Origin of the sequence: Epilithonimonas sp. UC225_85 (genome assembly GCF_042695135.1) — a bacterium.
GTDB lineage: Bacteria > Bacteroidota > Bacteroidia > Flavobacteriales > Weeksellaceae > Epilithonimonas.
Window position 1 is genome coordinate 1,544,921 of sequence record NZ_CP170547.1, and the last position, 13,823, is coordinate 1,558,743.

Sequence of the window (13,823 nt, forward strand, 5' to 3'; positions counted from 1 at the left end):
CCTGTAATATAAATGAAGATGAATGAAACGCTAATATTTCCAACCTTGGAAGCGGTGAAAGAAGCCCGAAAAAGTATAGAAAATGTCGTGAATTACACGCCTTTGCAATACAATGCAAGATTATCAGAAAAATTTGGAGCTAATATTTTCCTTAAAAGAGAAGATTTGCAACCTGTAAGGTCGTACAAATTGAGAGGTGCTTACAACAAAATCAAAACGCTTTTCAATGAAGGCAAAGTTTCTCAAGGAATAGTTTGCGCCAGTGCAGGAAATCACGCGCAAGGTGTGGCTTTTTCCTGTAAACAACTTCAAATCAAAGGAACGATTTTTATGCCTGTGACAACACCAAAACAAAAGCTGGAACAGGTGGAAATGTTTGGTGGCAATTATGCTGAAATCAGATTGGTCGGCGATACTTTCGATGCGTCAAAAACTGCAGCTTTTGAATTTGCAGAAACTTCGGGAGCAGCTTTTATCCATCCTTTTGATGACGTTCAGATTATTGAAGGACAGGCGACTTTGGCACTGGAAATTTTAGAACAGACAAAAGAAAATATTGATTTTATTTTTATTCCGATTGGCGGCGGTGGTTTGGCTTCCGGAATTGCAACGGTTTTTAGCGAATTATCACAAGAAACTAAATTGATTGGTGTAGAACCGAAAGGCGCACCTTCGATGAGATTGTCCATTCAAAATAACATCAATACAGAACTCTTAGAAGTTGACAGTTTTGTGGATGGTGCGGCGGTGAAGAAAGTAGGCGATTTGACTTTTGAGATTTGTAAAAATGCGCTGGAAGATTGTATTTCTGTGGATGAAGGGAAGATTTGTGAAACGATTCTGCAGCTATATAACAAAGATGCAATCGTTTTGGAACCAGCAGGAGCGCTTTCAATTTCGGCTCTGGAACAATATAGGAATCAAATCAAAGGAAAAAATGTGGTTTGTATCGTCAGTGGAAGTAATAATGATATTACTAGAATGGAGGAAATCAAAGAGCGCGCTTTGCTTTACAATGGTTTAAAGCATTATTTTATGGTCAAATTTCCGCAACGTCCGGGTTCTTTAAAGGATTTTGTTCTGAATGTCCTCGGTCCAAATGACGATATCACACATTTTGAATATACCAAGAAAAATTCCAGGGAAACTGCTTTGGCAATCGTAGGAATCGAACTTTCTAATCCTACAGATTTTGATGGCTTGAAACAAAGAATGCAACAACTCGGTTATTTTGAGTCTTACCTTAATGATAATCCGGATGTTCTTAATATGTTGGTTTAATCATCAATTCAAATAAATAAATAAATAAACTCCGCCAATCGGCGGATTTTTTCGTTCTTATCGTACATCAATGCATAAAGGTTTTAAATTCAGGAAATTTGTTCTCATAAAATAATCAGTATAACAATCTAAATATTATTAAAATGAAAACAGTTTATCATAAATCAGAAAGTAGAGGTTACGCCAATCACGGTTGGTTGAAAAGCCATCACACATTCAGTTTTGCAGGTTATCAAAATCCTGAAAGAAATCATTTCGGAGTTTTAAGAGTTCTGAATGATGATTTTGTAGAAGGAAGTATGGGCTTTGGGAGACACCCGCACCGCGATATGGAGATCATTTCGATCCCTTTGGAAGGCGAGTTGAGACACGGAGACAATATGGGGAATTCCGGGATCATCAAAAAAGGTGATATTCAGGTGATGTCTGCCGGAACAGGAATTATGCATAGTGAAGAAAATGCAACCGAGCAGCCGGTAAAATTTTTGCAGATCTGGATTATCCCAAATGAAACTGATGTGACACCAAGATACGATCAGGTAAGCATCGAAGAAAATTCTGTACAAAATGACTTTCAGCAAATCTTGTCACCGGATGCAAATGATGCCGGCGTTTGGATCCATCAGGATGCCTGGTTCAATCTGGCAAAGTTTGACAAAGGTTTTTCCAAAGAATATAAAATCCACAAATCAGGAAACGGAGTTTATGCTTTTGTAATCAAAGGTTCAGCGAAAATCGGAGATCAAATATTGAATGAGAGAGACGGATTTGGGATTTGGGACACAGAAAGTTTTGTTTTGGAAGCTCAGGAGAATTCAGAAATTTTATTGATGGAAGTTCCGATGCAATTGCCGGTTTAATCCAAAATTTATAAATTTTTTAAGAAATTACCACGGCAAGGGTACAAGATTTGTCCTCAAAAAACCTTAAATTTGGGACTTTAAAAAGTTAAAAAGGAAAATAATGAGATTACTTATTGTTGGCAATGGTGGCCGCGCTTCGGCTTTAGCCGTAAAACTAAGCGAAGACAGCAGAATTACAAAAATGTTTTTTGCTCCGGGAAATGCCACTACCGAAAAATTAGGAGAAAACATCAACGAAACCGATATACTGGCACTTAGAGACTTTGCGATCAAAAACAAAGTGGATCTTACGATTGTTGGTCCGGAAGCACCTCTTGTGGAAGGTATCGTAGATGAGTTCAAAAAAGTAGATCTCAAAGTTTTCGGACCTACAAAAAAAGCAGCTTCATTAGAAGGCAGCAAGGCGTTTTCTAAAAAATTCATGCAGACTTACGGCATCAAAACCGCAAAAGCTGTCATTTTCGATTCTTACGTAGAAGCAAAAGAATATTTGCAAACTCAGGAATTTCCTTTGGTGATCAAAGCTAGCGGACTTGCTGGTGGGAAAGGCGTTGTGATTGCAGACGATTTGGAGGAGGCAGAAGGAACGATCCACGATTTTATGATCAAAAGAATCTTCGGAGATGCAGGAATTCAGATTGTGATCGAGGAATTTCTTCAAGGTTTTGAAGCTTCAATTATCGGGGTTTCAAATGGTGAAAAATTATTCCCTTTCGTAGCTGCAAAAGATTATAAAAAAGCAGGAAATGGTGACAAAGGTCCAAACACTGGCGGTATGGGTTCTGTTGCACCAAGCCCGGAATTTACGGAAGCTCACAATCAGGATTTTATAGATCATATTATGAATCCAACGATCGATGGTCTTAAGAAAGAAGGTCTTAGTTTCAAAGGATTTATTTTCTTCGGATTGATGATTACCAAAAATGGAACTTATCTTTTGGAATACAATATGAGACTCGGAGATCCGGAAACTCAGGTTCTTTTGCCACTTTTGGAAAACAATCTGGTAGACGTGATCGAGGATTGTCTTCACGGCAAAGAATTAGACCTTAAATTTAAGAATCAAAAAGCGGTTTGCTTGGTAGTTTGCTCCGGCGGTTACCCGAAAAACCACGAGACTGGCTACGAGATCACCGGTGTAGAGAAAGTGAAAAATAGCAAAGTGCTTTATGCTGGCGCAGATTTCAGAGGCAGCAGAATCGTTTCCACAGGCGGGCGAGTGTTGAACATCGTCGCATTGGGAGATACTTACGATGAGGCGCGCAAAAAAGTTTACGAGGACGCCATCCCAGTACACTTCGACTACGCATTTTACCGAGACGATATTGCGAAATTTTAAAATATAAAGAGATGTTGGGCAACTAACGTCTCTTTTTTTTTGGAGCTTGATCCCGCTTTCCGCTGCAATCTTTTTTGTCATTGCGAACGACTTGAGAAATATGCAGAACTCGTCAACAATCGCCATAACAAAAAAGGATTTCCACTGCAATCGGGGCTATGGGCTTCAACATAAAATTTAACATTTGTAAATCAATAGAAATTTTCTAAAATATAGAATCAAAGAGTCGAGATATTGATTTAATGAAAACATAAAATTGTAATTAATCTTTGATGAGTTTTTACGTCTTTGTGTACCTTAAAATATTTTCAATAAGTTCAAAAAAATCTTTGCGAACTTTGCGTTTAAAAACTAAGAATCAAAAAATAATTAATTTTACTATCAACTATCAAAATATGCCCTGGAACCCGGAAATATACGATCAGTTCAAAAAAGAACGCTCAGCGCCGTTTTTTGATTTATTAAACCTCGTTGTTTCAAAACCTGATTTAAAAGTTATAGATTTAGGCTGTGGAACTGGCGAGCTCACTTCAGCACTTTTAGGTTATCTGGAAAATCCCAACGTTACCGGAATAGATTCGTCTGCAGAAATGCTGGAGAAAGCAGAAAAACATTCTACAGAAAATTTACATTTTTTTCAAAGAAGCGTCGAAGAACAAATTGAATTAGATGAGAAGTTTGACCTCATCATTGCCAATGCCTCTTTGCAGTGGTGTACAGATCACGAAGAGCTTTTCCCAAACATCATTTCAAAACTGAATGAAAATGGACAATTGGCCGTTCAGGTTCCGTCCAATCATCATTTTATCGTTCATCAGCTATTGTCAAAAGTAGCAGAACAAGAACCCTATAAAACCAGATTCAATGGTTGGATCAGAGAATATCCGGTTCTGAAGATTGAGGAATACGCAAACATTCTCTATGAAAATAATGGAAAAGAAATCAATGTTTTTGAGAAAGTGTATCCACACGTGATGGAAAATTCAGATGCCGTTTTCGAATGGGCTTCCGGAACAGCCATCATTCCTTTTTTAGAAAAATTACCGGAAGAATTAAAAGAAAATTACAAAGCGGATTATAAAGCAGAACTCAAAAAAGCATTTCCTGGTTCGCCGGTTTTCTATCCGTTCAAAAGAACATTTATTTACGCAAAATTTTAAAAATATTACATCAATTATATGCAAAACGGAATTATCATTTTAGACTTCGGATCGCAATACAATCAGCTCATCGGCAGAAGAATCCGTGAGATGGAAGTCTATTCGGAAATATTACCATTCAACACGCCATTGTCAGAGATCTTGGAGAAAAAACCAAGAGGGATCATCCTTTCCGGCGGACCAAGTTCTGTGAACGCAGAAAATGCTCATTTGGTAGATAAAGAACTTTATGAACAAGGAATTCCCGTTCTTGGAATCTGCTACGGAATGCAGCTGACAGCCCATCTTTTAGGCGGAAAAGTAGCGAAAGGTGACAAAGGCGAATACGGAAAAGCACATCTGGAAATCGTTAAAGAAAACGAATTGCTGAAAGGTGTTTACCAGAACTCCATCGTTTGGATGAGTCATTTTGATGAGGTTTCAGAATTGCCGTTTGGCTTTGAACTCAATGCAAAATCCGGCGTTATCGCTTCCATTTCAAATCCTGAGAAGAAAATCTATGGTGTACAATTCCATCCGGAAGTTTCACATTCTGAGGAAGGTGGCAAAATGATTGAGAACTTCGTTTTCGGAATCTGTAAATCAGAAAAGAACTGGAAACTGACCAATTATATTGAGAAAACCGTTGCCGAGATCAAAGAAAAAGTAGGCGACAACAAAGTGATCCTCGGTCTTTCCGGAGGTGTAGATTCTTCCGTTGCTGCCGTTTTGATCCACAAAGCAATCGGCGACCAACTGAATTGTATCTTCGTCGATACCGGACTTTTGAGAAAAGATGAGGACAAAAAAGTAATGGAAAATTACGGAAAACATTTCAAGATGAACATCAAATTAGTTGAAGCTTCCGAAAGATTCTTATCCAAATTAGCAGGCGTTGGCGATCCTGAACAAAAACGCAAGATCATCGGCAACGAGTTCGTTCATGTTTTCGATGAAGAATCCAAAAAAATAGAGGGTGCAAAATTCCTTGCGCAGGGAACGATCTATCCAGACGTCATCGAATCCCAGTCTGTAAAAGGACCTTCAGCGGTGATCAAATCGCACCATAATGTTGGCGGATTGCCGGAAGAAATGGAATTTGAATTGTTGGAACCTTTGAGAGAATTATTCAAAGATGAGGTGAGAAAAGTAGGAGAGGAATTGGGAATCCCGCACGAGTTGGTTTACAGGCATCCGTTTCCCGGACCAGGTTTGGGAATTCGTGTTTTGGGCGAAGTTGACGCAGAAAAAGTAAAAATCCTTCAGGAAGCAGACGATATCTTCATCGAGGAATTGTACAAAAATGATCTTTATGAGAAAGTTTCTCAGGCATTCGTAGTGTTACTTCCGGTGAAATCTGTCGGGGTAATGGGAGACGAAAGAACCTATGAATATACAGCGGTTGTTCGTTCTGCAAACACCATCGATTTTATGACTGCAACCTGGAGCCGACTTCCATATGAGTTCTTGGATACGGTTTCCAGCAGAATCATCAATGAAGTAAGAGGAATTAATAGAGTGGCTTATGACATCAGTTCAAAACCACCTGCAACGATCGAGTGGGAGTAGTTAATTATGAATGATTACTTATAAATTATAAATGAAAAAGCCAGCAATTAATTGCTGGCTTTTTTGTTGAGACAATTTGACTTGAGTTCAACCGTAACCTTGTTTAACGATAAAAGTAGTATTATAGAGTGGTCGATTAGTATTATAGATTAGCCGAGTAGTATTACAGATTAGCAGAATGGTGTTATAGATTACTGAAATAGTATTACAGATTAGCCGAGTAGTGTTACAGATTATCGAAGTAGTATTACAGATTAGGTAACTGGTATTAAAGATAAGTCGAATAGTATTATAGATAGTTTTGTATCCTTAATGATTGATTGGACAAGAATTTTGTAATCTGCTGGAAATAGAAAACAACTCTAAAGTAAAAAGACCTACTCAAAGTTGAATAGGTCTTTTTTATTAAGTTGAGAAAACTAATTTTATCTTTTCCTCACATTCTCCAAAATATCCGGAAAATAGGTGTCGGACAAGTGTTCAAACTCATCGCCGCGCATAAACATAGAAGCATCTACCTGATCATAACTTTCCCGTCCGGCAGCGGCAATCAGTTCGTTACAGGTGTATAAAGTATTTTTATGAAACTGATAAACACGCTCGGTTTTATCATTGGTATCAAGGCCTTTGATGAGCATTTTGTCCTGAGTTGCAACGCCTGTTGGACAAGTATTCGTATTACATCTCAAAGCCTGAATACAGCCTAACGAAAACATAAATCCTCTGGCATTATTACAAAGATCAGCACCCATCGCAACAGCTCTCAGAATATCCAGCGAAGTCAGAACTTTTCCGCTTGCGATGATCCTTAATTTGTCTCTCACTTCATAATTAATCAACGTTCGGTTCACGAAAATCAATGCTGGTTCCAGCGGCATCCCAACGCCATCCGAAAATTCCGGAGGAGCAGCACCGGTTCCGCCTTCGGCACCATCTACGGTGATAAAATCAGGATAGATATTCAGGATATTCATCTGTTCACAGATGTCTTCAAACTCTTTGGTGTCGCCGATGCAAAGCTTGAAACCAGTTGGTTTGCCACCAGATAGGTCGCGAAGCTGCTGAACGAACTTCAATAAACCTTCTGCATTGGAAAATGCACTGTGAGATGGTGGTGAAAGGATCGTTATTCCGGGTCTTACGTGGCGGATTGCTGCAATTTCCGGTGTGTTTTTGACAGCCGGCAAAACACCGCCGTGACCTGGTTTTGCACCTTGAGATAGCTTGATCTCAATCATTTTTACATTGTCCAGATTTGCATATTTTGTGAACAATTCTGCATCGAAATTTCCTTCTTCATTTCTGCAACCAAAATAACCTGTACCAATCTGCCAGCAAAGATCGCCGCCTTCCATATGGTGTGGCGAGATCCCGCCCTCGCCGGTGTTGTGATAGAAATTTCCTTTTTTCGCACCTCGGTTCAAAGCCATCTGAGCGCGGTCACTCAAAGCTCCGAAACTCATTGCAGAGATGTTGAATAGTGAAGCATTATAGGGCTGTTTGCAGTCTTGTCCGCCAATTGTTACTCGCGGAAGTTCTTCTTTCGGATGTTTTGCGTAGATAGAATGTTTGATTCCCTCATATTTTCTGTGGTTGATTTCCAGCTGGGTTCCGAATGGAACCGTGTCGCTTAGATTCTTGGAACGTCGGTAGGCGGCAGATCTTTGATGCCTTGGAAACGGTTTTCCGTCCGTTTCTCTTTCGATAAAATATTGCTGAATCTCTGGCGAAATACCCTCAAATATGAAACGGAAATATCCTAAAACAGGGAAGTTTCTGAGAATAGCGTGTTTGGTTTGATATGTATTGTAGATTCCTAAGATGTATAAAAATGTCAGTAAAACGGGAATCCAATAGTCGGCTTTTATAAGCAAAGCTACCGTCCAGCTTACTATTAATACAACGATTCCCCAAAGAACGAATTTATTCCTCATAATTTTTTGAATTTGTAATTCTTGTTAAATATAAAACCATTCCAAAGATATTTGAAATGGTTTTAATTAAATAAATGTAGTCAAATCTTAATTAACTTGCTTGACTTCGATGTAATAATTTTTGTTAAACTGAATCAGTTTGTCGGACTTCAAAGTTATCGTCTGCGGTTGTTCTGTTGGTTTCAGTTCTTGTCCGTCTGCCAGTCTGATTGGAAATTTCAGATTTGGGATCACATTACTCCATTTGTAAGTCAGCTGATTTCCGTTTTGTTTGTATTCCAAAGTCGGGATCTTCACTGTTCTCAGATATTGATTGAAAATCGAAGACAAATCAATTCCGGATTTATCAGAAAAATACTTTTCAATCTGCTGAGTTGTCACAGTCTGATGATAGAAATCTTTATTAAGTCCTCTCAGAATCTGTCTGAATTTTTCATCATTATTAATGACAGTCCGGATCGTGTGGATCATATTCGCACCTTTAAAATACATATCGCCGCTGCCTTCATTCCTTACACCATATTGTCCGATGATCGGTTTGTCGTTTTGGATTTTATCTCTTAATCCTTGTAAATACGTATCAGCATCCGCTTTTCCCCAAAGGCTTTCTATATATAAAGTTTCAGAATAATCTGTAAAAGCCTCGTGGATCCACATATCTGCCTGATCTTTAGCGGTGATATTGTTGGCAAACCACTCGTGTCCGGATTCGTGGATGATGATGTAATCCCACTTAAGCCCAATACCGGTTTCGGAAAGGTCTCTGCCCAAATAACCGTTTTGAAATTTGTTTCCGTAAGCTACATTGCTCTGATGCTCCATCCCAAGATGCGGAGATTCTACCAATTTATAGGAGTCTTCATAAAAAGGATAAGGCCCAAACCAATTTTCAAAGGATTTGATCATCGGTTTCACCTGTTCGAATTGTTTTTTGGCTTTGTCGAGGTTGTAATCCAAAACCCAATAATCCAGATCCAGTTTCCCTTTTTCACCATCAAAACTATCTTTGAAATTCACATATTTCCCGATTGACGGAATAATAGAATAATCGTTGATCGGATTTTTTACTTCCCAGGTCCAGGCCTTTTTACTGCCAATATTTTCTTGTTTGATTAATCTTCCACCCGCGACTGCTACAAGGTCTTTTGGTGTGATGATTTTGAAAGTGACTCCGTTATCCGGCTCATCGCTCCAGATATCTTTTGTTGGCAGCCAGATACTTGCACCGATTCCTTCGTCTGCCATTGTCATCCACGGATTTCCGTTTGCATCTTTGGTAAAGATCCAGCCGCCGTCCCAAGGTGCGTGTTTTGCAATTAAAGGATTTCCGGAAAAGTCGATATCAATCGTGAATTTTTCTCCTTTTTTGAAATTTTTGTTTGTTGATAAAAAAATGAAATCGCCATCCACTTTTTGAGTAGTAATTGGAAAGTTAGCTTTAATTTTGTCAGCTTTCATCGGATTTTGAAGATCGATCTGGAAAGTCGGATTTTTTACATCTTTCTCGATTTCCAGAGTAATCTTGTTGCTTCCTTTGATGCTTTTTTTCTCGAAATCAGCTTCCAGAACGATATCATATTTTTTGACATCCCAGAAGTCTCTGAATTTGGTATTAGAACCTTTCAGAGAATCAGTTTTGGTGAATTTTTCCGGAGACTCGAAAAACTGAGCTTTGGAAAATCCCATCACTAATATAGAAAGTAAGAGTAGTTTTTTCATTTTTTATTTTTTTGAGGTCTGATAAGTCTAAATTTAATTATTAAACGTTACAATCTTTAGTCCGTATAAAGCAAAGCTCCGTAGGAGCGAAATGTTTGTAGCAAGAAATTCTTTAAAAAAAGTTCCGTAGGAACGAAATGTTTGTAGCAAAGTTTCTATCAATAAAATCCAGCTCCGTAGGAGCGACAATTTTCAACTTTAATATGGTTCACCTTAAAATGCATTTTCTAAATAGAAGTGCTTCGTTTCCTCAATAATATTGTCAATTTCTTCAAGTGTCAAAGCCTGAAGAAACTTAGTTTTAAATTCCTTAAAATGCGGAATACCTCGGAAATAATTACTGTAATGCTGTCTCATTTCTACAATTCCCGGTCTTTCGCCTTTCCATTCTACAGACCAAAGCGCGTGGTTTTTTACCGCTTCTAATCTTTCGGCAATGGTGGGTTGTGGCAAAATTTCTCCTGTGTTGAAGAAATGTTTAATTTCATTGAAGATCCACGGATAACCAATGGCACCGCGACCAATCATAATGCCGTCGCAATTGTATTTATTTTTATATTCCAACGCTTTTTCGGGAGAATCTACATCACCATTTCCAAAGATCGGAATTTCGATATTTGGATTATTTTTGATTCTGGAAATATGTTTCCAGTCGGCCTCACCTTTATACATTTGAGCACGCGTTCTGGCGTGGATTGTCAACGCTTTGATGCCTACATCCTGCAGTCTTTCGGCCACTTCATCAATATTTATCGAGTCATTATCCCAGCCTAATCTGGTTTTTACGGTAACCGGCAAATGGGTCGAATTTACGACAGCTTTCGTTAATCGGACCATTAGGTCAATATCCTTCAGAACGCCGGCTCCGGCTCCTTTACAAACTACTTTTTTTACAGGACAGCCGAAGTTGATGTCAACCAGATCGGGTTCAACAGTTTCTACGATTCTTGCGGACATTGCCATTGCTTCTTCATCACCACCAAAAATCTGAATCCCGACAGGTCTTTCATAGTCGAAGATATCGAGTTTTTTACGGCTTTTGATTGCATCACGAATGAGTCCTTCCGAAGAAATAAATTCCGAATACATCAGATCTGCACCGTGCATTTTACAAAGTTTTCTAAATGGAGGATCCGACACGTCTTCCATTGGAGCGAGTAATAGTGGAAAATCCGGAAGTTCTATGTTGCCAATTTTTACCATTCTGCAAAGATAATAATTCATTTTCGTTTGTCCATTTTGAAAATCGCTCTGTTTAATAGATAATAATATTTGAGTATTGTTGTATTTTCTATAAGTTTTTGATTATTTGTAGATGATTTTATCTATAAAATTTCTAAATTAGTAGCTTGTTTAATAAAAATAGTATTATATGAAGAAGATTAACTCTCTCAATCGCGGAATTACAATTGCCGCTTTTTTTGCGTTTTCATTCATTCAGGCTCAGAATTATGAGTCTGTTGTTAATGATTATATCTCTGTCAATCAGAAATATAAAAAAACAGCAGTCAGCGGAATAAAAGTAATGGATGCCGACCAGTCAGAAAGTTTGAAGGGAACTGTTGTCAATGTACAGCAGACGTATGAAGGAATTCCTGTTTTTAATGCCATATCATCGGCTTTGATCAAGAATAATAAAGTGACTCATTTTTCAGATAATTTTTCAGATATTACTTCTGTAAGTGTAGGTTCGAAAAAAGCAGAAATTACATTAGGTTCAGCTTTTGATTCGGTGCTGAAAAATCTAAAACTTAAAAAAAGTGATAAGTACACTTTTGAAGCAGGAAAAGAAAACACTGTTTTAAGTAAAACTGTTTACTATAAAAAAGCGGATGAGCTAATCTTAGCCTACGAAATTAATTTTGAAGAAGCAGACAGCAGCAATTACTGGAATGTTTTGGTAAATGCCAGCAACGGAGAGATTCTTGAGAAAAATAATCTATTGGTATCCTGTAAGTTCGATACGCATTCTTATTCCAATCCGGGAAGAATTGCTAATTTAAAAACTACACAAAATAATAGTCTTTCACAAGCGGCAAATAAAATCCTTGCACCGGATAATGCTTCATACCGCGTTTTTGAGCTGCCTTTAGAGGCGCCAACATTTGGAAACAGAACTTTGGCTTCTAATCCTTGGTTCCTGGATGCATCTCCGGAAGGATGGCATTCTGACGGCACAAATCATTACACCTATACAAGGGGAAATAATGCTTACGCTTATACGGATTATACTAATACGAATGCAGTTGGAGACGTTGCAGAAGGGGGAGCTGGCAGATTATTTGATTTTCCTCTGGATGTCAATACACCGCCGGCACAATATACCAATGCTGCGATCACGCAATTATTCTACATGAATAATAAGATGCATGATATTTTCTACAAATTCGGGTTTACAGAATCTGCCAGAAACTTTCAGACCAATAATTTCGGAAAGGGAGGAACAGGTAATGACGCTGTAAGAGCAGAAGCACGCGATGGTGGCGGAACAGATAATGCAAACTTTTCTACGCCTGCAGATGGCGGAGTCCCAAGAATGCAGATGTATCTTTGGGGTCCGAAAACTCAGAATTTTCTTTCCTATAATTCACCTTCAGATTTAGTTGGCAGACATCCTATCGTTGGAGTCAATACAGAATTTGGTCCGGATATTTCTACAAATCCTGTTACGGCAGATGTCGTTCTTGTGAATCCAATCAAGGGTTGTACAACGCTTAGCAATACCAATCTCACTGGCAAGATCGCATTAATAGAAAGAGGGGATTGTAACTTTACTGTTAAATTCAAAAATGCTCAGGATAAGGGTGCTCTTGGTGTCATTGTTTATAACGCGTCAGATTCTCCTGCTGTCGGAAATATGGGAGGAACAGATGCCACTGTTACTATTCCAGGTGTTCTTGTAGAAAATTCGGAAGGAGAACTTATCAAAGGGAAAATTGCCACCTTTAATACCGTTAATGCAAATATAAAAGACGAAAGCATCTGGATAGATGGCAGTTTGGATAATGGTATTGTGGCTCACGAGTATGGTCACGGGATCTCTAACAGAAATACAGGTAATGGTTATTCTTGTCTTAATACAAGTTCTGATAACGAACAAATGGGAGAAGGATGGTCGGATTTCTTCGCATTGATGTTGACCAATCGTCCTGGCGATAATGCAGATGTACCTAGAGGTATCGGTACTTTTGCAATAGATGAGGATATTGATGGTGTAGGAATCAGACCAGCTCAATATTCTCCTGATACAAATATTAATCCTTACACTTACGGCTATACAAACGGAATGACTTATGTTTCAAATGGTGTTACTGTTGTTAATGTACATTCTGTAGGGTTTGTATGGGCAACAATGCTTTGGGATCTTCACTGGAAAATGGTGGAGAAATACGGTTATGCTTCGGATGTTGTAGCTGCTCCCAATTCGGGAAGCGGAAGAGTGCTGCAACTGGTTGTAAACGGATTGAAATTACAAGGTTGTAGTCCGACATTTGTAAAAGGCAGAGATGCAATTATTGCTGCAGACCAGGCTATGACTGGCGGTGCAGACAAATGTCTGATCTGGAATGTCTTCGCAAAAAGAGGTTTGGGTGTTGGTGCTTCCGCAGGTTTGATTACCGGAACAGGAACAGGGATGAATGATCAGGTAGAAGATTTCTCAGTCCCTGCAGAATGTAGTCTTGCTGTTGCAGACGTTCAAAAAGATAAATTTGTAGTTTATCCAAATCCGGCTAAAAACGAAATTCATATCAAAAGCGGATCTGTTACTTTAGGAAAAACTTTGGTTAAGATTTATGACGCTTCCGGAAAATTGGTTTTGGAAGACAATCTTAATCTTTCTGATAATACCGCGATCAACGTGAATTCTTTACCAAACGGCGTTTACGTTGTAAAAGGTACTGGTCTTGGCGTTAATTTCAGTGAAAAAGTAATCATCAGAAAATAAATATTTTTCTAATAATTATCATAGAAGGCATCC

At 38.5% G+C, this 13,823-nt stretch carries 9 protein-coding genes; 6 read left to right on the forward strand and 3 right to left on the reverse strand.

Going from position 1 to position 13,823, the window contains the following annotated elements:
* Window positions 1-12: 12 nt before the first annotated feature.
* The 5 genes from ilvA to guaA all read left to right on the forward strand — a co-directional run bounded on the left by ilvA (window position 13) and on the right by guaA (window position 6,191).
* Window positions 13-1,281, forward strand: a complete 1,269-nt coding sequence (ilvA, locus tag ACFJGY_RS07275) for a threonine ammonia-lyase IlvA (protein ID WP_379969563.1) — start codon at window positions 13-15, stop codon at window positions 1,279-1,281.
* 143 nt (window positions 1,282-1,424) lie between these two features.
* Window positions 1,425-2,141: a pirin family protein gene (locus ACFJGY_RS07280; RefSeq protein ID WP_379969565.1), complete on the forward strand. Its 717-nt coding sequence runs from the start codon at window positions 1,425-1,427 to the stop codon at window positions 2,139-2,141.
* 103 nt (window positions 2,142-2,244) lie between these two features.
* Window positions 2,245-3,483 carry a phosphoribosylamine--glycine ligase gene (gene purD / locus ACFJGY_RS07285; protein ID WP_379969567.1) on the forward strand — a complete coding sequence of 413 codons (1,239 nt, stop codon included), beginning with the start codon at window positions 2,245-2,247 and terminating at the stop codon, window positions 3,481-3,483.
* Window positions 3,484-3,878: 395 nt separating this feature from the next.
* A complete protein-coding gene (locus ACFJGY_RS07290) occupies window positions 3,879-4,643 on the forward strand; it encodes a methyltransferase domain-containing protein (RefSeq protein WP_379969569.1) in 765 nt (254 codons plus the stop codon).
* A gap of 18 nt (window positions 4,644-4,661) precedes the next feature.
* A complete protein-coding gene (gene guaA, locus ACFJGY_RS07295; RefSeq protein ID WP_379969571.1) occupies window positions 4,662-6,191 on the forward strand; it encodes a glutamine-hydrolyzing GMP synthase in 1,530 nt (509 codons plus the stop codon).
* Between the two features lie 425 nt (window positions 6,192-6,616).
* Here guaA and ACFJGY_RS07300 read toward each other — a convergent pair whose 3' ends face one another.
* From ACFJGY_RS07300 to dusB, 3 genes are all read right to left on the reverse strand, one after another.
* Complete coding sequence (locus ACFJGY_RS07300; RefSeq protein WP_379969573.1) at window positions 6,617-8,125, reverse strand: FMN-binding glutamate synthase family protein; 1,509 nt, start codon at window positions 8,123-8,125, stop codon at window positions 6,617-6,619.
* A gap of 87 nt (window positions 8,126-8,212) precedes the next feature.
* A complete protein-coding gene (locus ACFJGY_RS07305; RefSeq protein WP_379969575.1) occupies window positions 8,213-9,844 on the reverse strand; it encodes a M1 family metallopeptidase in 1,632 nt (543 codons plus the stop codon).
* Between the two features lie 213 nt (window positions 9,845-10,057).
* The gene (dusB, locus tag ACFJGY_RS07310) at window positions 10,058-11,047 is read right to left on the reverse strand and encodes a tRNA dihydrouridine synthase DusB (protein WP_379970137.1); all 990 of its coding nucleotides are present in this window, start codon (window positions 11,045-11,047) and stop codon (window positions 10,058-10,060) included.
* 169 nt (window positions 11,048-11,216) lie between these two features.
* Between dusB and ACFJGY_RS07315 the strand changes: the two genes are divergently transcribed.
* Complete coding sequence (locus ACFJGY_RS07315; protein WP_379969577.1) at window positions 11,217-13,790, forward strand: T9SS-dependent M36 family metallopeptidase; 2,574 nt, start codon at window positions 11,217-11,219, stop codon at window positions 13,788-13,790.
* Window positions 13,791-13,823: the final 33 nt, after the last annotated feature.